The organism is Streptomyces sp. NBC_00513, from assembly GCF_041431415.1.
Lineage (GTDB): Bacteria > Actinomycetota > Actinomycetes > Streptomycetales > Streptomycetaceae > Streptomyces.
In genome coordinates this window covers 2,031,432-2,057,324 of the sequence record NZ_CP107845.1, presented here as the reverse complement: position 1 = coordinate 2,057,324, position 25,893 = coordinate 2,031,432, and the positions used below count along the sequence as shown (strand labels likewise).

Sequence of the window (25,893 nt, the reverse complement as noted above, 5' to 3'; positions counted from 1 at the left end):
GGGTCCCCATGGGCTGGCAGACGAGTTGGACCGAGATCCTGGCGGCCGCCACCGGCGCCCTGTGCGTCTGGCTGGTGGCGCGGCAGCACATCGCCAACTGGCCCATCGGGATCGCGAACAACCTCTTCTTCATCGTGCTCTTCGCCCAGGCCGGTCTCTACGCCGACGCCGGGCTCCAGATCGTCTTCATCGCCCTCGCCGCGTACGGGTGGTGGTCCTGGACCCACGGGGGTGGACCAGGAACCGCCGCGACCCTGCCGGTGCGCCGGACCACGGGCACCGAATGGGCCGCCCTGGCCGCGGCGGGGGCGGTGGGGATGCTCGCCCTCACCCTGCTGCTGGACCGCGCCACCGACTCCACCGTCCCCCTCTGGGACGCGGTGGCCGTCGGGCTCTCCCTCATGGCCACCTACGGGCAGTGCCGCAAGCTCCTGGAGTCCTGGTGGCTGTGGATCGCCACCGACCTCGTCTCCATCCCGCTGTACGTCCACAAGGACCTGTACGTGACGGCCGTGCTGTACGTCGTCTTCCTGGCCCTGTGCGTGGCCGGACTGATCGACTGGCGCCGCGCCCTCGCCGCGACCGGGGGGACCGGCGGGACCGAGGGCACCCGCGGGCTGAAGACGGCGGCGACGGCATGAGGCGCCACCGCCACGGGCTGGTGCTCGGCAAGTTCTACCCGCCCCACACCGGCCACCACCACCTGGTGCGCACCGCCCAGGACCAGTGCGAACGACTGACCGTGCTGGTGTGCGCGGCCTCCGTCGAATCGGTGCCGCTCGCCGACCGGGTCGCCTGGATGCGCGAGGCCCACCCCGGTGCCCACGTCGTCGGCGCGGTCGACGACATCCCGGTCGACCTGCACGACCCGGCGATCTGGGACGCGCACATGGCGATCTTCCGCGCCGCCGTGCCCGGCCGGGTCGACGCCGTCTTCACCTCGGAGGCGTACGGGACGGAACTCGCGCGCCGCTTCGGCGCCCAGGAGGTCTGCGTGGACCCGGACCGCTCCCTCTTCCCGGTGTCGGGTACGGCCGTCCGCGCGGACCCCGCCGCCTGCTGGGAGTTCCTGGGCCCCGCCGTACGGGCCGCCCTGACCCGGCGCGTGGTCGTCCTCGGCGCCGAGTCCACGGGCACGACCACGCTCTCGCGCGACCTCGCGGCCCACTACCGCCGCCGCGGCGGGGTCTGGGCCAAGACGGGCTGGGTCGCCGAGTACGGGCGCCGGTACAGCGAGGAGAAGCTGGCGGCGGCGCGGTCGACCGACCCGGCGGCCTCCTGGTCCGAGGTGTCCTTCGCCTCGGAGGAGTTCCCGGTGATCGCGCGCCGCCAGGACGCCGAGGAGGAACAGGCCGCCCGACTCGGCTCACCTGTGCTCTTCTGCGATACGGACTCCTTCGCCACCGGCATCTGGTACGAGCGGTACATGGGCGGCCGCAACGAGGAGGTCGAGGAGATCGCCTCCCGCACCCGCCGTGACCTGTACCTGCTGACCGACGACGTCGGCGTGCCCTTCGAGGACGACGGGCTGCGCGACGGACCTCAGCTCAGACCGTGGATGACCGGACGCTTCCGGGAGGAACTCACCGACACGCGGAGGCGCTTCCTGCTCATGGGCGGGGACCGGGAGGCACGGCTGACCGCGGCCGTGGCCGCCGTCGACGGACTGCTCGCCGAGGGATGGCACTTCACGGACCCGCTGCCCGAGAACGTACGGGTGGAGAACGGATGACCACCGGATACGATCCCCACGCCTTCGAACCGTTCGCGGTGACCGTCGACCTCGCCGTCTTCACCGTCCGCGCCGGCGACCTGCACGTGCTGCTGATCCGGCGCGGACAGGAGCCGTACGCGGGCGCCTGGGCCCTGCCCGGCGGTTTCATCCTGCCCCGCGAGTCCGCCGAGAGCGCCGCACGCCGCGAACTCGCCGAGGAGACCGGCCTGTCCGACGCCGTGGTCGCCGCCCTGCACCTGGAACAACTGCGGACCTACAGCGAACCCGACCGCGACCCCCGCATGCGGGTGGTCTCGGTCGCCTTCACCGCGCTGGTCCCGGACATGCCGGAGCCGGCCGCGGAAGGCGGCGGCGACGCCGACCGGGCCCGCTGGGTGCCCGTGGGCGAGGCCGCCGGACTGGCCTTCGACCACGCGGTCATCCTCGACGACGCGCGCGAGCGGATCGGTTCGAAGCTGGAGTACAGCTGCCTGGCCACCGCCTTCTGCCCGCCCGAGTTCACCCTCGGCGAGCTCCAGGCCGTCTACGAGACCGTCTGGGACACCGCCCTGGACCGCCCCAACTTCCGCCGCAAGGTCCTCGCCACCCCCGGCTTCGTCGAGGCCGTGGCGGGAGCCGCCCGACTGACCGGCGGGCGCGGCAAACCGGCCGCGCTCTACCGCTCCGGGCCCGCGACGGCCCTGCACCCGCCCCTGCTCCGCCCCTCGGAAGGACACGCACGATGACCGTGACGACGAAGAAGCGCGCGGCGACCGGGGCCCTGCTCGGCCTCGCCCTGGGCGACGCCCTCGGCTTCCCGACGGAGTTCAACGACGTCCCGTCGATCCTCTCCAAGACCGGACCCTGGCGGCAGATGTCCCTGCCCCGCCCGGCGATCGTCACCGACGACACCCAGATGACGCTCGCCCTGGCCCGAGGCATGCGCACCGCGGGGGAGCGGGGCCGGATAGGACCGCTGCGGCTGACCCGACCCGTCCGGGAGGAGTTCGTCGAGTGGTACCACTCGCCGGAGAACAACCGGGCCCCGGGCAACACCTGCCTGCGCGCCTGCCGGCTCCTCGACCAGCCCGAGCGGGACTGGCGCGACGCCAGCCAGATCGGCTCCAAGGGCTGCGGCGCGAACATGCGGGTGGCCCCCGTGGGCCTGGTGCCCGGCTGGACCGAGGAGGAGCGGGCCGGCGCGGCCCAGCTCCAGTCCGCCCTGACGCACGGCCACCCGACGGCCCTCGCCGCCTCCGACCTGACGGCCAGGGCCGTGTACCTGCTCGCACGGGGCACCGAGGTCACGGGCCTGGTCGGGCAGTTGCGCTCGTACGCCCTGGAGAACCGCACCCGCTACCACGAGCACTGGCTGGGCGACCTGTGGATGCGCAGCACCTCCGACGCCACGGAGCGGTCCTTCATCGCCCGGGGCTGGGACGAATGCCTGGGCGTCCTGGACCGGCTCGCGGACGCCCTGAGGTCGCCCTCCCCGGAAACCGACCCCTGCCTGACCACGGGCGACGGCTGGATCGCGGAGGAGGCCTTCGCCACGGCCCTGCACTGCTTCCTGCTCTTCCCCGAGGAGCCGCTGACCGCCCTGCGCCGGGCCGCCTGCACCAAGGGCGACTCCGACTCCATCGCCTGCCTGGCCGGCGCCTTCGCCGGCGCCCACCTCGGCGCGGACGTCTGGCCCCGGGACTGGGAGGGCCGCATCGAGTACCGCGACGAGCTCCTGGCCCTCGGAGCCCTCTGGGACGCCTGACCCCTGTGACCCGAGCCGGCCTCAGGCGGTCACGGCCGCCGAGAGCCGGCGGGCACGGGTCAGGAAGTCCTCCACACGGGCGTGGTCCGGCTCCGCCGGCAGGGGACTGCCGGCGAGGGCCGCCTCCGCCTCCCCGGTGAGGCGGGACATCCAGGCGTCCACCTCCGCCCAGCCCAGCTCACCGCGCCGCACCGCCAGCAGGCGCTCCCGGTCGGCGCCGGCGTCGATCTCCAGGCGGCCCGTGCGCAGCAGGTCGCGACAGGACCCGAGCAGGCGCAGCAGGTGCATGGCGTGCTTCCAGCGCGGCGCGCCGTGGTTGCGCACGTCCGCGAGGAGCCTGCCGTGCTGGCCGGCCGCGTAGCCGGTGAACGTGAGGTGGGCCCGGCGGGAGAGGAAGGCCCCGCGCAGGGAGAGGAGTTCCTCGCCGACCGGGGTGATCCGCTCCACCAGCGGGGAGTGCAGGCACTCCAGGATGTTCGGGTTGGCCCGCAGCGCCAGTTCGCAGAAGCGTTCCAGCTCCCAGGAGAACTCCTCGTCCCGCGGCCCGTCCACGTGCGTGGGGGGCTTCTCGAAGCGCCAGAACAGCGGCGTGGGGGCGAGGTAGACACCGCGCACGTCGGTGTCGCTCGCCTCCGTCGCCAGCCCGAACGCGCGGGAGCCCATCACGCAGGAGTAGACGGTGTGGTCCCGGACGAGGGTGAGGTCGTTCATCCCGGGAGGGTAGGCGGACGCCCCCGCGCTACGCGAGGGAGATTTCACCGCCCGGGGACACGACGATCTTCTTCTCGGCGAGACCGGTGGCGGCCGGCCCCTTGGCCACCGCGCCGTCCGTGATCTCGAACTTGCTGCCGTGGCAGGGGCAGTCGATGCTGCCGTTCTCGACCTTGTTCACCAGGCACCCCTGGTGGGGGCAGACGGCGGTGAAGCAGCGGAACGACCCGGCCGTCGGCTGGGTCACCACGAGTTTCTGCTCCTTGAGCACGGTGCCGCCGCCGACCGGTACGGCCGAGGACTTCACCAGCGCGGCGCCCCCGGCCGAGGACCCGGGAGAGGACCCGGCGTCCCGTGGGGTCGACCCGGTACCCGCCTCGCTCGCGGGCTTCTCGGAGGACGAGCCGCACGCCGCGAGGGCACCGCCCGTCAGGGCCACCGCCCCTGCCGCCAGTACGGTGCGCCGGGCGGTCCGTGTGGGGTCGCTCATGACTGTCTCCTCGCTGTGTGGCCAGGCTGGGCGAGCAGCATCCTGGTCTGCGGCGGGCCTCAGGAGAAGTCCGCCGCGCCAGGCTCTTCGCTGCCGTGCGGCGCGCGTCGGTCGCCCGACTGCCACGGTTCCCATGTGGCAGGAGTGCCGGGTGTGCGCACCACCTCCCACACGCGTACCACCGCACCCCGGTTCAACGGGCCGTGGACGTGGGGGTAGAGGCCGCCGGATTCACCCTCCCGGCGGACCTCGGAGGTCAACGCCCCCTCGTCCAGCTCCACGGTCAGCAGGGTGCCGGGGGTGTCCCGGTAGTACGCCTCGGTGATCGCGAGAGCCGTCGCGCGGTCCGCCGAACAGTGCACGAAACCCTCGGAATCGAGCGAGGCGGGGGCGTACGGGAGCTCGGGCGCGGCCGTCCAGTCGGTGAGCGCGACGATGTGGAAGATCATGCCGATCGTTCTACCCCAGGCGCTCCGGGGCGGTTCGGGGGACCGTGCGCCAAGTGGCGTCATGGGGTGATCCAGGTGAGATTGTCCCTATCTCGACGCCGGAGGCGCCGTACGCGCGCGGACCGGTCCCTCTCCGAAAGGCATGACGATGGCGGGTAACGACCTCGGCTCTCTCCTGGGCTCGCTTCTCGGCGGCAGCGGCAGCGGCGGCAGTGGCGGCCAGGCGGGTGGCGGTGGCGGCGGCAACATCCTCGGCGCCCTGCTCGGCGCGCTCACCGGCGGTGGCGGTGGCGGTGGCGCCCAGGCGGCCGGAGGCGGCGGCAACCCGCTCGGCGGGCTGATGGACATGCTGTCCAAGTCCGGCCTCGTCGACCAGGCCCAGTCGTGGGTCGGCACCGGCGAGAACAAGGCCGTCACCGGCGCGCAGATCGCCGAGGCCCTGCCGAACGAGACCCTGCAGAAGGTGGCCGAGCAGACGGGCGTCAGCCCCGAGCACGCCGCCGACCAGATCGCGCAGTCCCTGCCCCGGGCCGTGGACAAGCTGACCCCCGACGGATCGCTGCCCTCGGGATCGCTGGAGGACATCATCAGGCAGCAGAAGCTCTAAGCCCTGTCGTCAAGGTCTCGCCTGGCCCGCGGCGCCCGGTACCGCACCTCGCCGCGTTGTCGGGGCACCCGAGTACGTCCGGTACACGGGCGCCGCTGCGCCTCGCGATGCACGGCACCGGACACCGCGGGCCCTACCGGCGCCACTTTGACGACAGGACCCGGGCCCCGCCGCGAGGGCCCGGCGGTCGTCCCACGGGTCGGCCACCGGGCCCTCGCGCCGCGCGCGCCGGCTACCCTGAGTCAGGCCCGCCGTCACGCGATCATCCTGGAGCAGCTCGTGAGAACCGCCGTCGTCATCGGAACCGGACTGATCGGCACCTCCGCGGCGCTCGCCCTGACCGCCCGCGGCATCACCGTGCACCTCGTCGACCACGACCCGGCGCAGGCGCGCACGGCCGCCGCCCTGGGCGCCGGCACGGACGAGGCACCGGAACACAAGGTGGACCTGGCGATCGTGGCCGTCCCGCCCGCCCACGTCGCGACGGCGCTGGCCGACGCGATCGGCCGCGACCTGGCCCGCGCCTACGTGGACGTGGCCAGCGTCAAGGGCGGCCCGCGACGGGAACTCACGGCGATGGGCGTGGACGCGGGCACCTACATCGGAACGCACCCGATGGCCGGCAAGGAGCGGTCCGGGCCGCTCGCGGCGACGGCCGACCTGTTCGAGGGTCGCCCGTGGGTGCTGACACCGACCCGGGACACCGACCACGAGGTGCTGAACCTCGCGCTGGAACTGGTGGCGCTGTGCCGGGCCGTCCCGGTGGTGATGGACGCGGACGCCCACGACCGCGCGGTGGCCCTGGTCTCGCACACCCCCCAACTGGTGTCGAGCATGGTGGCGGCCCGACTGGAGGAGGCCGACGAGACGGCCGTGCGACTGTGCGGGCAGGGCATCCGGGACGTGACGCGGATCGCGGCTTCGGACCCGCGGATGTGGGTGGAGATCCTCTCCGCGAACCCGGGCCCGGTCGCCGACGTCCTGGCCGGGATCGCCGCCGACCTGGAGGAGACGGTGGAGGCCCTGCGCGGCCTCCAGTCGGCCGACGAGGCCAAGCGCCGGGGCGGGGCCGCCGGCATCGAGGACGTGCTCAGGCGGGGCAACGCGGGCCGGGTCCGGGTCCCGGGCAAGCACGGCGCGGCGCCGATGGCGTACGAGACGGTCGGGGTGTTCATCAGCGACAAGCCGGGCGAACTGGCACGGATCTTCGCCGACGCCGGCCGGGCCGGCGTGAACATCGAGGACGTGCGGATCGAGCACGCGACGGGACAGCAGGCCGGTCTCGTACAGCTGATGGTGGAACCCCGCGCGGTGGCGCCCCTGGAGGCCGAACTGCGCGAGCGCGGCTGGGCGCTGCGCCAGCAGTAACCCGCGGGCTCGCGGCCGGGTACCGCCCCGGTACCCGGCCGCGACCCCGTATTCCCGCCGGTCACGGCCCCTGCCGGGCGTCGACGCGGGCCCGTCCCTCCCGGGCGGGACGGGGAGCGGCCAGGGCCCGGTAACCTGGGGAGGGGCGCTATTGGCGCGCCCGGACACGTACGCGCAACCAGGAAGGTGCCCGCACCGTGGAATCCGCAGCTCCGTCCGCCGTGATCGTCGCCATCGACGGTCCCTCCGGCACGGGCAAGTCCAGCACCTCCAAGGCCGTGGCCGCCAAGCTCGGGCTGCGCTACCTGGACACCGGTGCCCAGTACCGGGCCATCACCTGGTGGATGATCACCAACGGCGTCGACATCGACGACCCGCAGGCCATCGCCCTCGCCGCGGACAAGCCCGCCATCGTGTCCGGCACCGACCCGTCCGCGCCCACCATCACCGTCGACGGACTGGACGCCTCCGGCCCCATCCGCACCCGGGACGTCACCTCCAAGGTCAGCGCTGTCAGCGCCGTCCCCGAGGTGCGCGCCCTGATCACCCGACTCCAGCGCTCGATCGCGGCCGACGCCGCCGAGAGCGCGGAGGGCATCGTCGTGGAAGGCCGCGACATCGGCACCACGGTCCTGCCCGACGCCGACCTCAAGGTCTTCCTGACCGCCTCGGCCGAGGCCCGCGCCGCCCGCCGCAGCGGCGAGCTGCGCGGCAAGGAGGCCGCGGACCTCGCGGCCACCAGGGAAGCCCTGATCAAGCGGGACGCGGCCGACTCCGGCCGGAAGACCTCCCCGCTGGCCAAGGCCGACGACGCGGTCGAGGTGGACACCACCGAGCTCACGCTCGACCAGGTCATCGAATGCGTGGTGACGCTGGTCGCGGAGCGGCAGAGCGCGGCCGAGGACACCGGGGAGCGGGCGGGTCGCCAGTGAGCGCAGCGCCCTCCCTCAAGGGTGCGGCGGTCGGCCGGAGGATCGGCATCGGGCTGATGTACGGGCTGTGGAAGCCGCGCGTACTGGGAGCCTGGAAGGTGCCCGCGAAGGGCCCCGTCATCCTCGCCGTGAACCACTCCCACAACATAGACGGCCCCATGGTGATGGGGACCGCGCCGAGACCGCTGCACTTCCTGATCAAGAAGGAAGCGTACGTGGGTCCCCTCGGCCCGTTCCTCGACGGCATCGGGCAGGTGAAGGTCGACCGCGCCGGCGCCGACCGCACCGCCATCGGCCGCGCCCTCGGCGTGCTCGACAACGGCGGCGCCCTGGGGATCTTCCCCGAGGGCACCCGGGGCGAGGGCGACTTCGCCTCGCTCCGCGCCGGCCTCGCCTACTTCGCGGTGCGCAGCGGCGCCCCCGTCGTACCCGTCGCCGTGCTCGGCAGCACCGAGAGCCGCGGCCGACTCGTGAAGGGCCTGCCGGCCCTCAAGAGCCGGGTCGACGTGGTCTTCGGCTCCGCCTTCGACGCCGGGGACGGCACGGGCCGTCGCACACGCACCGCCTTGGACGAGGCCACCGTACGCATCCAGGACCGGCTGACCGCCCACCTGGCCGACGCCAAGCGCCTCACCGGGCGCTGAGTGAGACTTGACCCAGTAGTGGAACCGCGCCGCGCGGGCACCACCGATCACCACGAACGACGAGGAACGGACTTCATGAACGACCAGCACGACCACGGAGCACTTGGCGACGCCGAGTACGCGGAGTTCATGGAGCTCGCCGCGGAAGAGGGCTTCGACGTCGAGGACGTCGAAGGCGCCCTGCAGGAGGCGGGCCACGGCCCGCTGCCCGTCCTCGCCGTCGTCGGCCGGCCGAACGTCGGCAAGTCGACCCTGGTGAACCGCATCATCGGCCGCCGCGAGGCCGTCGTCGAAGACAAGCCCGGCGTCACCCGCGACCGCGTCACCTACGAGGCCGAATGGGCCGGCCGCCGCTTCAAGGTCGTCGACACCGGCGGCTGGGAGCAGGACGTCCTCGGCATCGACGCCGCCGTCGCCGCCCAGGCCGAGTACGCCATCGAGAGCGCCGACGCGGTCGTCTTCGTCGTGGACGCCAAGGTCGGCGCCACCGACACCGACGAGGCCGTCGTCAGGCTGCTGCGCCGGGCCGGCAAGCCCGTCGTGCTCTGCGCCAACAAGGTCGACGGCCTGAGCGGCGAGTCCGACGCGGCGTCCCTGTGGTCGCTGGGCCTCGGCCTGCCGCACCCGGTCTCCTCCCTGCACGGCCGCGGCACGGGCGACATGCTCGACGCGGTACTGGAGGCCCTCCCCGAGGCCCCCGCGCAGACCTTCGGCACCCCCATCGGCGGCCCCCGCCGCATCGCGCTGATCGGCCGCCCCAACGTCGGCAAGTCCTCGCTCCTGAACAAGGTCGCGAAGGAGGACCGCGTCGTCGTCAACGAACTGGCCGGCACCACCCGCGACCCGGTCGACGAGCTGATCCAACTCGGCGGGGTCACCTGGAAGTTCGTGGACACCGCGGGCATCCGCAAGAAGGTCCACCTCCAGCAGGGCGCCGACTACTACGCCTCGCTGCGCACGGCCGCCGCCGTGGAGAAGGCGGAGGTCGCGGTCATCCTGATCGACTCGACCGAGACCATCAGCGTCCAGGACCAGCGCATCATCACCATGGCCGTCGAGGCGGGCCGCGCGGTCGTGATCGCGTACAACAAGTGGGACGAGCTCGACGAGGAGCGCCGCTACTACCTCGAGCGCGAGATCGAGACCGAGATGCAGCAGGTCGCCTGGGCGCCCCGCGTCAACGTCTCGGCGCTCACCGGCCGCCACATGGAGAAGCTGGTCCCGGCGATCGAGACCGCGCTGGCGGGCTGGGAGACGCGCGTCCCCACCGGTCGGCTGAACGCGTTCCTCGGCGAGGTCGTCGCCGCCCACCCGCACCCGATCCGCGGCGGCAAGCAGCCCCGCATCCTGTTCGGGACCCAGGCGGGAAGCAAGCCGCCGCGCTTCGTCCTCTTCGCCTCCGGCTTCCTGGAGCACGGCTACCGCCGTTTCATCGAGCGCCGGTTGCGCGAGGAGTTCGGTTTCGAGGGCACCCCGATCCACCTTTCGGTGCGGGTGCGCGAGAAGCGCGGCGCGCAGTACAAGAAGAAGAAGTAAGGCGTACGCGCCGACGTGCCGCCGGGGTCAGTAGCCCCGGCGCGGAGCGGGCGGCAGGGCCGCCGGGACGTGTTGCATCCCGGTCTGGTGCTGTCGCCCGTTGGCGTATCCCTGTCCCTGTCCCTGACCGGAGCCGGCGGAGTGGGCGTACGAGGGCAGCGGGGCCGGGACGTAAGGGGCGGGTTGCCAGGCCTCCACCGGCTGCCAGGAGGGCGTGCTCCAGGCCGCCGCGTACGAACCGCCCCCCGCCCCGGCCCCGCCGTGGCCGCCCCCGTAGGAGAAGGCCGTGAAACCGAGGTCCTCCTCGCCCGTACGGTCACCCGGCAGGGTCCGGAAGGCGCGCAGGTACTCCGAGTACAACGTGTCGTAGATCGGGGTGTGCGAGGCGACCGGGGCGATGTCCCGATCCCGGGACGGGCGCATCGGGGGGACGGTGCTCGGATGGGACGGGGCGCGGGAGACGTCGTGTGAATGCACGTATCAGCCAACGAACCCGGGGCCCTGCGGATGCGGGGTGAACGGGGAGAAAACGCAGATCGCCGGGGGTGCGCGGGACGGACCGCGCACCCCCGGCGCATGCGGTCCGGCCCCTTCGGCGGGGGCGGGCGACCGTTTCGGCGGGGTGTGAGGGACGAGCGGGAAGGGCGAGGGGATCAGGCGCCCGGGGTACCGGCCAGGGGCATCGAGGCGGCGACCAGCTGCCCGTTGGCGGCGGCCTTGTCGAGGGCGTCGCGGAGCAGGTCCTCGCGGGGCTGCTGGCCGATGGAACCGACCGGAGCCGCGTAGATGAGCACGCGCTGGGTCTTGTTGACGGCGGCTCGCCAGCCGTCGGTCACGGACAGCGCCTGGTGCGCCTGCCACCAGTGGATCGGGCTGCCGCCGGCCGGACCGGGCTGGAGGACGGCGTGCAGCTGTCCCGCGGCGAGGAGGACCGACCAGCCGGCCAGCGGTGAGGGGAGCTGCTTGGTGTCGGTGACCGGGATGAAGCCCTGCTCGATGAGGAGCGGCAGGAAGTCGTCGCCGGGGCCGGTGGTGCCGGGACGGGCGATCGGGGCGGTGGGCTCGACGACCAGCGCGGGGTGCAGCTCGTTGTCGATCAGGACCAGGCCGCTGGTGATGCCGAGGACGGCCTGACCGCCGGGCACGGACTGGGGGGCGCCGTCGGGGGCGACCGGGGAGGGGGCGGGTGCCGGACTGTCGCCGGTGATGCTGGCGACGGCGCCCTGGAGCTGGGCCTCGGGTACGGAGACCACCTGGGAGGGGATGCAGGTGGCGTGGGCGAAGGCGAGGACGGCGGTCTCCTCGCCGACGAACAGCACGGTGCTGGTGCGGTCGCTCTCGGGGTTGCCGGGGGTGCGGCAGGAAGTGCAGTCGTAACTGCCCGGCGCGTCGTCGCCGACGAGCAGCCTGTCGGCTTCTTCGTCACCGATCTCGGCACGTACCTCATCACTGACGTCGAGCATGCGCGGCACGGGGTGACTCCTCGGACTAGGCGAGCGGGGGCCGGGGGGGTCCCGGCTCGCCGGGCACAACGCAGCAGCGGCGGGCTGGGTCACGCCGTTTGAGGGAACGGAATCGAACCGGCCACCCGGGAGGGTGAACGGCCCGACCGGGGCTTTGTTTTCGTGCCAACTCTTTTCTGTTTGTGCTCAGTTGTCGGTCGCTGTCGGCTGGTTCGCGGGACACCGGGGGCGGCCGTCCGGGTGGGCGCCGGGGCGGTCGCGTGGCGGTCCGTGAGGTCGCGGGCGGCCCGCGTAGCGTGACCCGATGCCCAACCTCCGGATCCGGTGGGTCGCCTCCGCGACCGCGGTCGTCGCCGCGCTGGTGTTCGTCCCCCCGTCCCGCGCCGCCGCGGCTCCCCCGCCCCCCGCCCCCGGCCCCGCGGGTGCGGCGCATCCCGGTTCCCCCGGGGTGCTGGGGAACGGTCCGGGGGATTGCGGGCCGGGTGGCGAGTGGCCCTGGGACTGCGTGGCCGACTGCGAGAGCAGCGGGCGTTGGGCGGTCAACACGGGCAACGGGTTCTACGGCGGGCTCCAGTTCCGGCAGCCGACCTGGGAGGAGCACGGGGGGCTGCTCTTCGCGCCGAGGGCGGACCTGGCGACCAGGGAACAGCAGATCCGGGTCGCCGAGGGCGTGCTCGGCACCCAGGGGTGGGAGGCCTGGCCGGTGTGCTCGAAGCGGTACGGGCTGACCGGGCGCACGCACGTGGTGCGGGCGGGGGAGTCGCTGTACTCGATCGCGCGCGAGCACCGGGTGCGCGGCGGTTGGCAGGCGCTGTACGAGGCGAACCGGGCCCTGATCGGTCCGAACACGCGGGCGCTGGTGGTCGGCACCCGGCTGATCCTCCCGGCCCCGCGACCGGCGCACACGGCGCCGCTCCCCGCGCGGCTCGGACCCGCCGGCAAGCCGCCGACCCCGTCCGCCGGGGCGGCTCCCGCGGTCGGCGCGCCCGCGCCGGGCGGGGCCCCGGGGTCGTCGCCCCGCCCCCGCTGACCGGCCCCGGGGCCCGGCCCGGCCGGTTCCGGGGCATTTCTTGCGGGCGGTCCGGAACGCGCCGACCCTGGAGACATGAGCGGACAAGGACACTCCCGCCGCGTCGCCTGGGCGGCGGCAGCGGCGCTCCTGCTGGTACCCGCCACCGCCTGCACCGCCGGGGCGACCGAGAACGGCGTCGCGAGCGCCTCGTCGGCCCTCGCACCCGCGACGGCGATCCGGGCGGACGGCCCGGCGGACCCTGCGGCGGCCGAGGCGCGGATCGAGAAGAACTGGGCCGCGTTCTTCGACCCCTCGGTCTCCGCCGACCGGAAGGTCGAGGTCCTGCAGAACGGCGACCTGCTCAAGCCCCTGCTGGCCGCCGTCTCGGGTCATCCCCAGGCCGCCGCCGTGTCCTCAGAGGTCACCGGGGTCACCTTCACCTCGCCCACCGAGGCCGAGGTCACCTACGACCTGCTCGTGAGCGGATTCCCGGTGCTGTCCGACACCAAGGGGGGCGCCGTCCTGGAGGACGGCGTCTGGAAGGTCTCCCTCACCTCGCTCTGCGCCCTGGTGAAACTGGGTGGCGACCTCGCCGTCCCGGGCTGCTGACGCCCCGGCCCGGCCGGCCCCGCACCACCGCGCGCGGCGCCCGCGTCCCGCGCCGGCAGACTTCCGATCATGCTGGAGACCTCCGCCCGACTGCTGCGCCTGTTGTCCCTGTTGCAGGCCCACCGCGAATGGACCGGCCCCGATCTCGCCGACCGGCTCGGGGTCACCCCGCGCACCGTGCGACGGGACGTGGACCGGTTGCGCGAGCTCGGCTACCCGGTGAACGCCAGCCCCGGTACCGGGGGCGGGTACCAGCTGGGCGCGGGGGCGGAACTGCCGCCGCTGCTGCTCGACGACGACGAGGCCGTGGCCGTCGCCGTGGGGCTGCGGACGGCCGCCGGCAACGGGGTCGAGGGGATCGGCGAGGCCTCGGTACGGGCCCTCGCCAAGCTGGAGCAGGTCCTGCCGTCACGGCTGCGCCGACGGATCTCCGCGCTGAACGAGTTCACCGTGCCGATGCTGAGGGGGCCGCAGCGGTCCACCGTCGACCCGGCCGTGCTGACCGAGCTCGCGACCGTGTGCCGGGACGGCGAGCGACTGCGCTTCGGCTACCGGGATCACGAGGGCAACGTCACCCGCCGCACGGTGGAGCCCCACCGACTCGTGTGCACCGAGCGACGCTGGTACCTCGTCGCCTGGGACGTCGACCGGGAGGACTGGCGCACCTTCCGGGCCGACCGGATCGAGCCCGCACCCCCGCACGGTCCGCGTTTCCCGCCGCGCCCGGCGCCCGCCGAGGACCTGGCCGCGTACGTCTCCGAAGGCGTGTCCGGACGGGCCTACGCGGCCCGGGCGCTGGTACGGCTCGCCGTCTCCGCCGAGGAGGCCGCCACGATCGTCGGGCCGAGCGACGGCACCCTGGAACCGGTGGACGGACAGAGCTGTCTGCTGCGCACCGGGGCGGTGAATCTGGACGTACTTGTGATTCACATCATGATGCTCGGGTGTGAGTTCGAAGTCGTCGAACCGGTGGAGCTTACCGGGAGGATCCGGGCCCTGCGTGACCTTCTCGACCGATCGGTGAAGAACCCGCAAGGAAGCTGACGGGGGTTCAGTCCCACTCCTTCGGCGACTCCCCGGCAATCCTCCGGCGGGGAAATCGGTGGCCCTGGAACGGAATGGGAAACAGCCTTCCCGGCGGGCGTGTCGCGGGTCGAAAAAGAAAGGCCCCGGGCCTCTTGTCGGCCACTTCCGGGTAAGTGGGCCCGGGCAAAGGACTGTCGACAATCCGTGACACAAGCGTGACCCGGTACGGAGGAACCTCAGGGCGCGATGCTGACGGACCGGGCAGGTGAACGACAACGGCGGGCCGGTTCGATGAACCGGCCCGCCGTGCCGGGGCCATGTCGCGGGAGGGGTCGTGCGTACCGCTCCGCGCGGTGGTCGGGGCGGCTCAGCCGCCCGCGATCGGCCGGGCCGGCGCCCCCCGGGCGGTGGTCCGCTCGGTGTGCGGCGGCCGGCGGCTGCCGACCGGGGTGACCGGGGTCCGCTCGGACCGGATCACGTGCGGGCGGGTGGTCAGGTGCGCGGCCGGCCTGGGCGTCGGGCCGTGGCCCGTCCCGGCGTTGGCGGCGGGCTGCCCGGCGGCCTGCGCCTGCGGGTTGGCCGGAGCGGCGGCCGGGACGGGTGCCGTGGCCTCCGCGTTCCGCCGCAGCTGCCACTTGCCGCCCGCGGAGAGCAGCGGGGTGAGCGCGGCGGCGACCGGCTCGGACACCCGGCCCTCCTCCAGCCGGCGGCGCAGCAGCTCGCGCAGCTCGAAGACGTAGGCCTCGGCCCGGGCGACCAGCGGCTCGAACCAGGGCAGCGCCAGCAGGATCAGCAGGCCGGCGGTCCAGCCCAGCAGTACGTCGCTCACCCAGTGGGTGCCGAGGTACACGGTGGTGGCGCCGACGCTCAGCGAGACGACCGCGGAGACCACCGACAGCACCCGCCGGGTGACCACGGTGGAAGCCAGGTAGGCCAGGATTCCCCAGGTCACGACGGCGTTGGCGGTGTGGCCGGAAGGAAATATATCGCCGCCGGCGAAGAGCTCGGCGGAGCCGATCTCGGTCGCGTAGTGCGGGCCGAGCCGGCCGAGGCCGATCTTCACGGCGCCGACGGTGACGTTCAGCAGGAGCAGCGCCACGCCGAGGGTGATCAGCGGGCGGAGGGTGTGCTGCCGCCACGAGCGCCACCCGAGCCAGGCCGCGACCATGACGGCGGTGGGTCCGCGCTGACCGAGCACGACGAGGTAGTCGAGGAAGGCGTGCAGCTGCGGCCACTGCTCGTAGGGCCGGAAGAACATGATCTGCCAGTCCAACCGGACGAGCCAGGACGTGGTCAACACGGCGACCACGATCGCGAGATAGAACGCGAGCGTGGAACCGAGGAGCACGACGCGGTGCCGGCTCATCCGCGGAGTTTGCAGATGAGCCGGTCGCTCTGGTTCCCGGTCGAGCCGGGCGAAGACCCGCTCGAGACGGGTCAGCATATGGTCGGTACGCACTCAATCGACGTTACCGCGCGTCGAAGCTCGGCCCGGTCGAATCGCCGGCTTTGTGATGACCATGTGATGTGGACTTGGTCTCACGCGGTACTTAATTCCCGTTATTCCACTGCCGATTGAAACGCCCGCAGGGCGATTATCGACCCGCTTACCGACGGTTTATCACCGCAGGTCAATTACTTTACTCAAGCATGGATCGGAATGATCCCTTCCGTGACCGCGGCCCCGGCCGGGCTCACGGAGGCCCCGATCCGTTGAGCCAGAACGCCCCGTACACCGCGGAGACCGAGGCCACCGAGCCCAGCACCGCCGCCGCCCGCCCGGTCCGCAGGCGGGCCAGCGCCGCGGCCACCGGCAGCATCAGCGGGAAGGCGGGCAGCAGCAGCCGGGGCTTGGACCCGAAGTACCCGGACGCGCACAGTGCCAGCGCCACCACGATCCCGCAGTAGACGAGCAGGGCCGCGGGCTGGCGCTGTCGTACGCACAGCCGGTACAGCCACAACACCAGCGCCACCCCCGCGATCAGCCCGATCCCCGCCGGGAACGCCGGGGAGGCCAGCCGGGCCCCGATGAACCGGGCGAAGGCCCAGCCCCCGTCGAAGCCGTTGCCCCAGCCGCCCTGCACGTCGAGGTAGCCCAGCAGGCCCTCGCCGGTGCGCGCCCCGACCCACAGCACGTACGCCGCCGCGCCGAGCGGGGCCAGCAGGGCCCCCGCCGCCATCCGCCACGACCGCTCCCCGCGCCGCAGGGCCAGTACCGCCGCCACCCACACCGCCGCGACCACGGCGGCGCCGACCGGCCGGGTCAGCCCGGCCGCCGCCGCGAGCAGGCCCGCCGTGATCCAGCGGCCACGCAGGACCCCGTACAGGGACCAGGCCGCGAGGGCGGTGAACAGCGACTCGCTGTACGCCATGGACTGCACGATCGCGACCGGCAGCGCCGCCCAGGCGGCGACGGCCAGGACCCCGACCCGGCGGCCGTACAGCGAGTCGGCGACCGCGAAGATCCCCCAGGCCGCCGCGAGCCCCGCGACCGCGGAGACCACCAGGCCGGCCGAGCCGTACGAGAAGCCGGTCACCGCCGCCACCAGGCGCTCCAGCCAGGGCAGCAGGGGGAAGAACGCCAGGTTGGAGTGGACGTCGCCGTTCGGCAGGAGCACCTCGTACCCGTAGCCCTCGGCGGCGATCCGGGCGTACCAGAGGGAGTCCCAGCGCGCCGACAGCAGTGTGTGCGGGCTGCTGTCGACCGCCGCCCCCCACAGTGCGAGCACGCTCAGCCCGAGCAGCCTGACCGCCGCGAACGCGGCCAGGGCGGGCGCGGCCCGACGAAATCCAAGATCCTTCACGGGCATGATTATCGACGCCGGCCCGCCGGGCGCCGGACCAGAACCACGGGCCGTGACCAGGCGTGTACACGAGGGAAGGGAGAGGGGCCGCGGCGAGTGGCACACACCACACGTCGGCCGCCGTCGGGATGAGAGCTTGACCACGTATGGGTCAAACGAACTCGCGTACGCTGACCGTTCACTCGCTTGTCGATGCCGGACCCCGCAGGACGCCGCACCCCCACCCCACCCCGTGGCTCCACACGACGCTGGTCCGCCGAGTGCGAGGGATCACCTGGGAGGTACATGCATGTCGGGGACGAACGTGACCGACCACCGGAACCCTTCCCCCTGGCAGCGAATCAGCGCCGCCTCCGGCGGGGCGAATCGTTGGGTCGTCCTCGCCGTCCTCTGCGTCAGCCTCGTGCTCGTCGCGCTCGACGCGACGATCCTGCACGTGGCCGTTCCCGCCGTCACCGAGGACCTGCGCCCCGGCTCGATCGAGCTCCTCTGGATCGTCGACGCCTACCCGCTGGTCTGCGCCGCGCTGCTGATCCTCTTCGGCACCCTCGGGGACCGGGTCGGCCGCCGTCGGATCCTGCTCCTCGGTTACGGGCTCTTCGGCATCGCCTCCGCCATCGCCGCCCTCGCCGACAACGCCCAGGTCCTCATCGCCGCCCGCGCCCTGCTCGGCATCGGCGGGGCGATGATCATGCCGGCGACCCTGTCGATCCTGCGCCAGGTCTTCCCCGACCGGCGCGAGCGGGCCCTCGCCATCGGCATCTGGACCGCCGTCGCCGCCATCGGCGCGGCCAGCGGCCCCGTCCTCGGTGGATTCCTCGTCCAGCACTACTGGTGGGGCTCCGTCTTCCTGATCAACATTCCGCTGATGGCACTGATCCTGCCGCTCGGGCGGTGGCTGCTTCCCGAGTCCAAGGGATCCACCGAGGGACCGTGGGACGTGCTCGGCGCGCTGATGGCCGCCGGCGGCGTGCTCGGGGCGGTCCTCGGGGTCAAGCGACTCGGCGCCGAACGGCAGCTCGTCGACCCCGAGGCGCTGGTCCCGCTGCTACTCGGCGTGGCGCTGCTGATCCTCTTCGTGCGCCGCCAGCGACGCCGCACCCACCCGCTGATCGACATGCGGCTGTTCTCCCGCGCGGCCTTCACCACCTCCGTCGGCTGCATCGTGCTCGCCATGCTGGCCCTGGTCGGCCTGGAGCTGATCGCCGTCCAGTACCTCCAGCTGGTGCTGCGCCTGAGCCCGCTGGAGACCGGCCTGCGGTTGCTGCCGCTGACCTTCGCCGCGATGGCCGCCGGTGCCACCGGCTCGTACACCCTGCAACGGGTCGGCCCGCGCACGATGGTCTCGCTGGGCTTCCTGCTCACCGCCTGCGCCGTGCTCCTGCTGACGCTCATGGGGCAGCAGGACCGGCCCGTCCTGCTCACCGTCGGGTTCATCCTGCTCGGCTTCGGCCTCCAGACCACGCTGTTCGCCGCCTACGAGTCGATGCTGAGCGAGGCCCCGGCGGCCACCGCCGGCGGCGCGGCCTCGATCGGCGAGACCTCGTACCAGCTCGGCGCGGGCATGGGCATCGCGCTGCTGGGCAGTGTCATGAACGCGGCCTACGCGCCGGGCCTCGCGCACGTTCCGGGGGTCTCGGCGGCCGAGTCCGCCGACGCCGCCAACTCGCTGGGCGAGGCCTACCAGATCGCGGCGCACCTCGGCGGTCCCGCCGGCGCCGCGCTGTACGCCGCCGCCCGGCACTCGTTCGTCCACGGCCTGCACGTGACGCTGGTGGTCAGCGCCGGGCTGCTGTTCGCCGGCGCGGTCATGGCGCTGAAGCTGCCGCGCACGATGGACTGCGCCGCCGACGCGGACGCCGGCGAACCGTTGCGGCTGCCCGCGCAGGCGACGACCGCGACCCCCGCAGGCGGGCCCGCCGCGCGGATCCCCGGTCAGGCGCACGCCGAGTGCGACCCGGCCGCCCGCTCGGCCTGACACCCGGCCCGACCGGCACCCCCGCAGGTGGGGGTGGACCGGGGGCGGGGTCGCGGACACACTGACACCGCCAGGTTTCCGTCCCTCAGGCCGCCGGGAGGCCACGTGTCCTTCGTACCCACCGATCCGCTCGGGATCGACGAGCTGCTCAGCCCCGAGGACCTCGCGGTCCGCGACACCGTCCGGGACTGGGCCGCCGACCGGGTGCTGCCGCACATCGCCGAGTGGTACGAGAACGGCGAGCTGCCCGGGATCCGGGAACTCGCCCGGGAACTCGGCTCGATCGGCGCGCTCGGGATGTCGCTGACCGGATACGGGTGCGCCGGCGCCTCCGCCGTGCAGTACGGCCTGGCCTGCCTGGAGCTGGAGGCTGCAGACTCCGGCATCCGCTCGCTGGTCTCCGTGCAGGGCTCGTTGGCCATGTACGCGATCTGGAAGTACGGCTCCGAGGAGCAGAAGGAGCGCTGGCTGCCCGGCATGGCCGCCGGCGAGCTCATCGGCTGCTTCGGCCTGACCGAACCCGACGTCGGTTCGGACCCCGCCGCGATGCGCACGTACGCCAAGCGCGACGGCACCGACTGGGTGTTGACCGGCCGCAAGATGTGGATCACCAACGGGTCGGTGGCCGCCGTCGCCGTGGTGTGGGCGCAGACCGACGAGGGCATCCGCGGCTTCGCCGTGCCCACCGACAGTGCCGGGTTCTCCGCGCCCGAGATCAAGCACAAGTGGTCCCTGCGCGCCTCGGTGACCAGTGAGCTGGTGATGGACGACGTACGCCTGCCCGCGGACGCGGTGCTTCCGGGCGTCACCGGGCTCAAGGGGCCGCTGGGCTGTCTCAGCCACGCGCGGTACGGGATCGTCTGGGGCTCCATGGGCGCGGCGCGCGCCTCCTTCGAGTCCGCGCTCGACTACGCGAAGACCCGGGAGCAGTTCGGAAGGCCGATCGGCGGCTTCCAGCTCACCCAGGCCAAGCTCGCGGACATGGCACTGGAACTCCACAAGGGCATCCTGCTCGCCCACCACCTGGGGCGCCGCATGGACGCGGGAACCCTGCGGCCGGAGCAGATCAGTTTCGGCAAACTCAACAACGTCCGCGAGGCCATCGACATCTGCCGCACCGCGCGGACCATCCTCGGCGCGAACGGGATCTCCCTGGAATATCCCGTGATGCGGCACGCCACCAACCTCGAATCGGTCCTCACCTACGAGGGCACCGTCGAGATGCACCAATTGGTGCTGGGCAAGGCACTCACCGGGCTCGACGCCTTCCGGTGAGGGCCCGGCTCAGCTCTGGTTGAAGAAGTCGCGCGAGCGCCCACCGGGCTCGCCGCTGACGATCTGGGTGTCGGCCGGGGTCAGGAGGAAGACCCTGGTCGCCACCCGCTCGATCGATCCGCGCAGGCCGAAGGTCAGACCGGCCGCGAAGTCGACCACGCGCTTCGCGTCGCCCGGGTCCATCGACGACAGGTTCACGATGACCGGGACGCCCTCGCGGAACAGCTCGCCGATGCCGCGGGCGTCACGGAAGCCGTCGGGCGTCACCGTCGCGATCCGCCGACCCTGCTCGACCGCGGACTCCGAGGCCACCTTGACGCGCGGGTCGGTGACCCACTGGTCACCGGGGCCCGAGACGGACCCGCCCTGCTGGCGCTCCACCGCCTCCGCGTAGTCGTCGTCGTAGTACCGCTCGTCGTCGTTGTCTTCCACGAGACCCAACCAGGCACTCGCCTTGCGCACCGAACCCATGGACGCCTCCTTTCACCGCGGTCAGTTGTCTTCTCTCCGCTGCCCCTATGGTCGTCCATGATGCTGACAACGCGCCAAGTGGATAGCCGCCGCGCCGGCTTTTCGTGACGGTACTGGTGCAGAACATTCGTTGCACGACTAAGGTGCGCGACGGCCTACCGCTGCTGACTGAGTGAAAATACGACCGCCGCCTCCTTTCGGGTGATGCGCTGGTGCGTACGGGTGACCGGGATGGCTCGATACCATGCCCGGAAAGCACACGCATGACACACGGGGGAAGCAGATTGTTCGGCATCGTCAGACCTTGCACGCACCGGCTGGGGGAGCGCTTCAAGACCGAGTGGATGGCTCATCTCTGCGGTCTCTGCCTGGCACTTCGCGGTGACCACGGACAGTTCGCCAGGATCGTGACCAACTACGACGGCCTGCTGGTATCCGTTCTGACGGAGGCTCAGTCCGGTCCGGATCCGCGGGCGCGACGCACCGCCGGCCCCTGCCCGCTGCGCGGTATGCGCACCGCAGCCGTCGCCAAGGGGGAGGGCGCGCGTCTCGCGGCGGCCGTCTCGCTCGTGCTGGCCTCCGCGAAGGTGCGCGACCACGTCGCCGACCGGGACGGGCTGTTGGCCCGGGCGCCGATCGCCGCCGCCGCGCGCAAGGTGGCCCGGGGCTGGGACCGGGCCGGCGCCCGCACCGGGGCCTCGCTCGGCTTCGACACGGCCGTGCTCGTCGACGCCGTGGACCGGCAGGGCGGCATCGAGGTGCTGGCCGGAATCGGCACACCCGTGCTGGTGGTGACGGAGCCGACGGAGACCGCGACCGCCGCCGCTTTCGCGCATACCGCGGTCCTCGCGGGACGGCCAGGCAACACCGTCCCGCTCGCCGAGGCGGGCCGGTACTTCGGCCGGCTCGCGCACCTGCTGGACGCCGTGGAGGACCAGCGGGCGGACGCCGCCGCCGGTGCCTGGAACCCGCTCACCGCCACCGGCACCTCCCTCACCGAGGCGCGCAGGCTCTGCGACGACGCCCTGCGCGGCATCCGGCTGGCACTGCGCGAGGTGGAGTTCGCGGACGCCGGTCTCGCCCACCGCCTGCTGGTGCACGAGCTGCGCACCTCGGTCGACCGGGCCTTCGGCACGACCGCCTGCGGTCACACGGGCGACCACGCCGCCGTGAACTCCGGCGGGGGCTTCGGCCCGGCCCCGCAGGGCTACGACGCCCCGGGCGCGGGGAACCCGTACGGCGGCGGGAACCCCTACGCGCCGGGCACCCCGTACGCCCCCGGGGGCCCCGGGACTCCTCCGCCGATGGGGCCGGGCGGGCCGGGAGGCGGCGGTGGCGGCGGGCTGCCTCCGCAGCGACCGCGCCGCGGTCTGCTCGCGGGCTGCGCGGTGGCCGTCGGGCTCTTCTGCACCTGCCAACTCTGCTGCACGGAGCACGAGGGTCCGTGGTCCCGGCAGAAGAGGGACCCGTGGTGCGACGGCTGCGACTGCTGTGACGGGTGCGACTGCTGTGACAGCTGCGGTGACGGGTGCTGCTGCTGCCCCTGCGACGGCTGCTGAGCCTCCCTCAGATATTTCCCAGGTCCGGACGGGGTACCCCGCGGTTCCCGTCCGGACCGGCGTGGAAGGGTTGAGCGGCATGAACCATGACGACGACACCGACCCCGAGACCGCCTGGCGGCGCTGGCACGAGCACCGGGTGGCGACCGTGTCCGCCCCGCACGGGCCCCTCGCGCTGACCGGTACCCACTGGCTCGCCGACTACCCGGAAGGTCGAATTCCGGCCGTTCCCGGGGAATGGCGCACCACCGACGCGGGGGTGGCCCTGCACGCCGACCCCGAGGACGGGCTGCGCCTCGACGGCGCCCCCTTCACCGGCGACGCCGTGCTCGCGGCCGACGAGGCGCCGCCCTCGCACTCCCGGATCTCCGCGGGCGACCTCCGGATCGTGGTGATCCGGCGGGAGGGGGAGTGGGCGGTGCGCGTCTTCGACCCGGCCTCCGAGGCCCGGCGGGACTTCACCGGCATCGAGGCCGGCCCGTACCACCCGGAACTCGCCCTCCCGGGGCGCTTTCGACCGTACGGCCGGGACCGGACGGTCCAGGTCGAGAACGCCGACGGGCGGGCTCGCGGGCTCGGTCTCGGCGGGGAACTGGTCTTCACCCGCGACGGCGTGGAACACGCCCTCCAGGTGGCCGTGGACGAGGAGGACGGGAGCCTGTGGGCCGTCTTCGGTGACGCCACCGGTGGGGTGTCCAGCTACCGGTTCCGATTCCTCAAGCCCGGGATCCCCGGCGAGGACGGCTCGATCACCGTGGACTTCAACCGGGCCCAGCTGCCGCCGTGCGCCTTCGCGGACCACTTCATCTGTCCGTTCCCGCCACCCGGGAACACGCTGCCGTTCGAGGTTCCGGCGGGTGAGCGGAGGCTGAAAGCCGCTCTTGTCGCGGGAATCTGACGCCAGGACACTCCCGAAAGCGTCTCTCACGAGGCTTGTCAGGGGCACGGCGAACGGGCTTGCGCCCGTCGTGCCCCCGACCGCCTCTCTCCCGGGCTCCGGCACCCCCACCACCGCCGGGCCCCCCATCCCCTCCGGGAGGACGAGTCAGTGAGAATCCAGAGCATCACCCGAATCAAGCTTCTCGCGGCGGCCACCGGCCTGGCCGCCGTCGCCGCGCTCGGCGCACCCGCCACGGCGAGCGCCGACAGCGGCTTCAGCGCCGATCGCCTCGCCTCGGCCGGGGCATCCGTCCTGCGCGCCGACGTGGCGGGCACGGCCTGGCACACCGACCCCGCCAACGGAACCCTCGTGGTCACCGCGGACTCCAGGGTGTCGGCCGCCGACATCGCCAGGATCCGCCGCGAGGCGGGCGCCGACGCCGGCGCCCTGCGCATCGAGCGCACCCCGGGCAGGCTGACGAAACTCCTGTCCGGCGGCGACGCCATCTACGCGTCGAGCTGGCGCTGTTCGCTCGGCTTCAACGTGCGCAGCGGCAGCACCTACTACATCCTGACCGCCGGCCACTGCACCGACGGAGCCGGTACCTGGTGGAGCAACTCCGCCCACACCACCGTCATCGGCCCCACCGTCGGCTCCAGCTTCCCGACCAATGACTACGGCCTGATCAAGTACAACAGCAGCACCCCGATCCCGCCGGGCACCGTCGGCAGCCAGGACATCACCAGCGCCGTCAACGCCACCACCGGCATGTCCGTCACCCGGCGCGGCTCCACCACCGGCATCCACAGCGGCTCCGTCACCGGCCTCAACGCCACCGTCAACTACGGCGGCGGCGACATCGTCTACGGCATGATCCGCACCAACGTCTGCGCCGAGCCCGGCGACAGCGGCGGCCCGCTCTACTCCGGCAGCCGTGCCGTGGGTCTCACCTCCGGCGGCAGCGGCAACTGCTCCTCCGGTGGAACGACCTTCTTCCAGCCCGTCGTGGAAGCCCTGAACGCCTACGGCGTCAGCGTCTACTGACCCGCGCGCCCCCGCTCGACCCCTGGACGTCCTCCCGCCTTCTGGGAGGATGTCCAGGCGTCCACGGGGGAGGATTCCGCATGAAACGTATCGGCGTGACCGGACACCGGTCGATTCCCATCGAGGTGCTCGACCACGTGAGGGACGGCCTGCGGGCCGTCCTCGACGGCCACGACGGACCGCTGGAGGCCTTCTCCAGCCTCGCCGAGGGAGCGGACCAACTGTTCGCCGACATCGCGCTGGAATGCGGCGCGGACCTCACCGTGGTGATCCCCAGCGGCGACTACGAGGAGACCTTCGAGGGCGCCGAGTCCCTGGCCCACTACCGACGGCTCAAGCACCGGGCGGCCCAGGAGATCCGGATGGCCTTCGACCGGTCCACGGACGAGGCCTACTACGCGGCCGGCACCTTCATCGCGGACTCCTGCGACCGGCTCGTCGCCGTCTGGGACGGGCTGCCCGCCCGCGGGCACGGCGGCACCGGCGAGATCGTCGCCTACGCGCGAGCGCTCGGCAAGCCCGTCACCGTCGTCTGGCGCGAGGGCGTGACCCGGGTCTGAGCCACACCCTCCCGCCACGGACGTCAACTGCTGTGTCGCGCGAGCCAGTCCGTGTGCTGCGGAGACACGTAGCGTTCCGTCTCGTACACCGAGGAAGGCCACTGGGCCTCGGTGATCGTCGTCTGCATCACGACCATCATCGCCGACAGGTCCTGCTCGATCAGGGTGTGCGCCTCGATCAGCGGATGGTGCCGGCGCACCTCGTTCCAGGCGATGCCGGCCGCCGCCGCCGCGCTGAGCAGCCCCGTCAGCCGCGGCCCCGGACCCGAACCGAAGGCCCCCAACAGGGCGAACAACAGACCCAGGCACGTCAACAGCACGATGGTCCACGACCACAGGGCGGTCGCCCGACGCGACACCTCCGTCTTGCGCTGGTACCAGTTGCGCTGCTCGATCAGCCGATCCCGGACGTACGTCTCCCGGCGCACGTGGTAGCCCAGACCGCGCAACCGGTGCATCGCCCCCGTGATCTCCCCGCCCTCCGGCACCGCGCCCGAGACCCGGGGATCCTCCCAGCCCATCTTGCGCAGCTCGTCCAGGCCCTTCTCCAAACGGGTCCGGTACGTCGCCTCCGGCCCGGCGACGTCACTGCCGAACGGCGCCCCGTGCACGGCGTACCGCCAGGCCAGGGACTTGATGAACTCGGCCGCGCTCCGGTTCAGCTGCCACTGGGGCCGGGCCCGGCGCCGGGTCGCCCGGATGCCCACCCCCAGGACACCGGCGTACGCCAGCGCGCTGATCGCCCCGAACAGTCGCAGCGATCCCACGGTCGGTCCCGCGGGCAGGGCGGCGGCTCCCGCCGCGACGACGAGCAGCACCAGCTGGGCGCGCGTGGCCTGGGTGGACTCCCGCTGTCGGGAGATCGCCGCCTGATCGGTGTGGTGGAAGAGGGCCGGCAGGTCCTCGTTTCGAAAGGTCATGCTGTCGCTCACAGCGAACCCCCCAGGCTGCTGTCGGGGTGGAGGGCGACCCGTGCGGGGGCCGCCCTCCGTCGGA

26 protein-coding genes and 1 pseudogene are annotated in these 25,893 nt (G+C 72.9%); 18 read left to right on the top strand and 9 right to left on the bottom strand.

The features are described from left to right. Positions 1–8: 8 nt before the first annotated feature. The 4 genes from pnuC to OHA84_RS09745 are packed head-to-tail and all read left to right on the top strand — an operon-like array spanning position 9 to position 3,479. Complete coding sequence (gene pnuC, locus OHA84_RS09760; protein ID WP_266972130.1) at positions 9–641, top strand: nicotinamide riboside transporter PnuC; 633 nt, start codon at positions 9–11, stop codon at positions 639–641. Next, positions 638–1,732: an AAA family ATPase gene (locus OHA84_RS09755; protein ID WP_266972132.1), complete on the top strand. Its 1,095-nt coding sequence runs from the start codon at positions 638–640 to the stop codon at positions 1,730–1,732. Before pnuC ends, OHA84_RS09755 begins: the two co-directional genes overlap by 4 nt. Further along, the gene (locus OHA84_RS09750; protein ID WP_266951084.1) at positions 1,729–2,460 is read left to right on the top strand and encodes an NUDIX domain-containing protein; all 732 of its coding nucleotides are present in this window, start codon (positions 1,729–1,731) and stop codon (positions 2,458–2,460) included. Before OHA84_RS09755 ends, OHA84_RS09750 begins: the two co-directional genes overlap by 4 nt. Next, a complete protein-coding gene (locus OHA84_RS09745; protein WP_053679199.1) occupies positions 2,457–3,479 on the top strand; it encodes an ADP-ribosylglycohydrolase family protein in 1,023 nt (340 codons plus the stop codon). The genes OHA84_RS09750 and OHA84_RS09745 overlap by 4 nt, the downstream gene beginning before the upstream one ends. A 21-nt stretch (positions 3,480–3,500) precedes the next feature. On the opposite strand, the gene OHA84_RS09740 is transcribed toward OHA84_RS09745, so the two are convergent. Genes OHA84_RS09740 through OHA84_RS09730 form a run of 3 tightly spaced genes read right to left on the bottom strand, consistent with a single transcriptional unit; the run spans position 3,501 to position 5,129 of the window. Beyond that, positions 3,501–4,190 carry a DNA polymerase beta superfamily protein gene (locus tag OHA84_RS09740; protein ID WP_266972135.1) on the bottom strand — a complete coding sequence of 230 codons (690 nt, stop codon included), beginning with the start codon at positions 4,188–4,190 and terminating at the stop codon, positions 3,501–3,503. 28 nt (positions 4,191–4,218) lie between these two features. Further along, positions 4,219–4,680: a Rieske (2Fe-2S) protein gene (locus tag OHA84_RS09735; protein WP_266972137.1), complete on the bottom strand. Its 462-nt coding sequence runs from the start codon at positions 4,678–4,680 to the stop codon at positions 4,219–4,221. A gap of 59 nt (positions 4,681–4,739) precedes the next feature. Further along, on the bottom strand, positions 4,740–5,129 hold the full coding sequence (locus OHA84_RS09730; protein ID WP_053679206.1) for a DUF952 domain-containing protein: 390 nt from the start codon (positions 5,127–5,129) through the stop codon (positions 4,740–4,742). A gap of 133 nt (positions 5,130–5,262) precedes the next feature. Between OHA84_RS09730 and OHA84_RS09725 the strand changes: the two are divergent. The 5 genes and pseudogenes from OHA84_RS09725 to der form a co-directional block, all read left to right on the top strand. Continuing rightward, positions 5,263–5,736: pseudogene (locus OHA84_RS09725) on the top strand (YidB family protein); the annotation flags it as partial. A gap of 279 nt (positions 5,737–6,015) precedes the next feature. After that, complete coding sequence (locus tag OHA84_RS09720; RefSeq protein ID WP_053679207.1) at positions 6,016–7,104, top strand: prephenate dehydrogenase; 1,089 nt, start codon at positions 6,016–6,018, stop codon at positions 7,102–7,104. A 197-nt stretch (positions 7,105–7,301) separates the two neighbouring features. Then, positions 7,302–8,036, top strand: a complete 735-nt coding sequence (gene cmk / locus OHA84_RS09715) for a (d)CMP kinase (protein WP_053679209.1) — start codon at positions 7,302–7,304, stop codon at positions 8,034–8,036. Between the two features lie 56 nt (positions 8,037–8,092). Beyond that, entirely contained in the window at positions 8,093–8,680 is a 588-nt protein-coding gene (locus OHA84_RS09710; protein ID WP_234350065.1) for a 1-acyl-sn-glycerol-3-phosphate acyltransferase, read from the top strand. A gap of 75 nt (positions 8,681–8,755) precedes the next feature. After that, positions 8,756–10,216 carry a ribosome biogenesis GTPase Der gene (gene der, locus OHA84_RS09705; RefSeq protein WP_053679329.1) on the top strand — a complete coding sequence of 487 codons (1,461 nt, stop codon included), beginning with the start codon at positions 8,756–8,758 and terminating at the stop codon, positions 10,214–10,216. A gap of 27 nt (positions 10,217–10,243) precedes the next feature. Here the strand turns inward: der and OHA84_RS09700 are convergent, their stop codons facing one another. Next, entirely contained in the window at positions 10,244–10,639 is a 396-nt protein-coding gene (locus OHA84_RS09700) for a hypothetical protein (protein WP_234350057.1), read from the bottom strand. Positions 10,640–10,869: 230 nt separating this feature from the next. Further along, a complete protein-coding gene (locus tag OHA84_RS09695) occupies positions 10,870–11,679 on the bottom strand; it encodes a hypothetical protein (RefSeq protein ID WP_078998986.1) in 810 nt (269 codons plus the stop codon). 304 nt (positions 11,680–11,983) lie between these two features. Between OHA84_RS09695 and OHA84_RS09690 the strand changes: the two genes are divergently transcribed. From OHA84_RS09690 to OHA84_RS09680, 3 genes are all read left to right on the top strand, one after another. Continuing rightward, positions 11,984–12,709 carry a transglycosylase family protein gene (locus tag OHA84_RS09690; protein WP_266972143.1) on the top strand — a complete coding sequence of 242 codons (726 nt, stop codon included), beginning with the start codon at positions 11,984–11,986 and terminating at the stop codon, positions 12,707–12,709. Positions 12,710–12,784: 75 nt separating this feature from the next. Next, a complete protein-coding gene (locus OHA84_RS09685; protein WP_266972145.1) occupies positions 12,785–13,300 on the top strand; it encodes a hypothetical protein in 516 nt (171 codons plus the stop codon). Between the two features lie 69 nt (positions 13,301–13,369). Next, on the top strand, positions 13,370–14,344 hold the full coding sequence (locus OHA84_RS09680; RefSeq protein WP_053679219.1) for a YafY family protein: 975 nt from the start codon (positions 13,370–13,372) through the stop codon (positions 14,342–14,344). Positions 14,345–14,693: 349 nt separating this feature from the next. Here the strand turns inward: OHA84_RS09680 and OHA84_RS09675 are convergent, their stop codons facing one another. Next, a complete protein-coding gene (locus OHA84_RS09675) occupies positions 14,694–15,785 on the bottom strand; it encodes a phosphatase PAP2 family protein (protein ID WP_266951101.1) in 1,092 nt (363 codons plus the stop codon). 235 nt (positions 15,786–16,020) lie between these two features. After that, positions 16,021–17,136 (bottom strand): glycosyltransferase family 39 protein, encoded by a 1,116-nt coding sequence (locus OHA84_RS09670; protein ID WP_371591339.1) that lies wholly within the window; start codon positions 17,134–17,136, stop codon positions 16,021–16,023. Between the two features lie 283 nt (positions 17,137–17,419). Here OHA84_RS09670 and OHA84_RS09665 point away from each other — a divergent pair, with 283 nt between their 5' ends. Both OHA84_RS09665 and OHA84_RS09660 read left to right on the top strand, forming a co-directional pair. Further along, positions 17,420–19,108 carry an MFS transporter gene (locus tag OHA84_RS09665; RefSeq protein WP_266972149.1) on the top strand — a complete coding sequence of 563 codons (1,689 nt, stop codon included), beginning with the start codon at positions 17,420–17,422 and terminating at the stop codon, positions 19,106–19,108. A 105-nt stretch (positions 19,109–19,213) separates the two neighbouring features. Beyond that, on the top strand, positions 19,214–20,383 hold the full coding sequence (locus tag OHA84_RS09660) for an acyl-CoA dehydrogenase family protein (RefSeq protein ID WP_053679226.1): 1,170 nt from the start codon (positions 19,214–19,216) through the stop codon (positions 20,381–20,383). Between the two features lie 9 nt (positions 20,384–20,392). Here the strand turns inward: OHA84_RS09660 and OHA84_RS09655 are convergent, their stop codons facing one another. Then, positions 20,393–20,854 carry a cell division protein SepF gene (locus tag OHA84_RS09655; protein WP_053679229.1) on the bottom strand — a complete coding sequence of 154 codons (462 nt, stop codon included), beginning with the start codon at positions 20,852–20,854 and terminating at the stop codon, positions 20,393–20,395. A gap of 284 nt (positions 20,855–21,138) precedes the next feature. On the opposite strand from OHA84_RS09655, the gene OHA84_RS09650 reads away from it, so the two are divergent. The 4 genes from OHA84_RS09650 to OHA84_RS09635 all read left to right on the top strand — a co-directional run bounded on the left by OHA84_RS09650 (position 21,139) and on the right by OHA84_RS09635 (position 24,897). Beyond that, a complete protein-coding gene (locus tag OHA84_RS09650) occupies positions 21,139–22,413 on the top strand; it encodes a DUF5685 family protein (protein WP_053679231.1) in 1,275 nt (424 codons plus the stop codon). 79 nt (positions 22,414–22,492) lie between these two features. Beyond that, the gene (locus OHA84_RS09645) at positions 22,493–23,311 is read left to right on the top strand and encodes a DUF1684 domain-containing protein (protein WP_266972152.1); all 819 of its coding nucleotides are present in this window, start codon (positions 22,493–22,495) and stop codon (positions 23,309–23,311) included. A gap of 150 nt (positions 23,312–23,461) precedes the next feature. Further along, positions 23,462–24,337, top strand: a complete 876-nt coding sequence (locus OHA84_RS09640) for a S1 family peptidase (RefSeq protein WP_053679234.1) — start codon at positions 23,462–23,464, stop codon at positions 24,335–24,337. A gap of 80 nt (positions 24,338–24,417) precedes the next feature. Then, positions 24,418–24,897 carry a hypothetical protein gene (locus tag OHA84_RS09635; RefSeq protein ID WP_053679236.1) on the top strand — a complete coding sequence of 160 codons (480 nt, stop codon included), beginning with the start codon at positions 24,418–24,420 and terminating at the stop codon, positions 24,895–24,897. Between the two features lie 23 nt (positions 24,898–24,920). Here the strand turns inward: OHA84_RS09635 and OHA84_RS09630 are convergent, their stop codons facing one another. Continuing rightward, positions 24,921–25,817, bottom strand: coding sequence for a DUF4231 domain-containing protein (locus OHA84_RS09630; RefSeq protein ID WP_053679238.1), 897 nt, complete (start codon positions 25,815–25,817; stop codon positions 24,921–24,923). Positions 25,818–25,893: the final 76 nt, after the last annotated feature.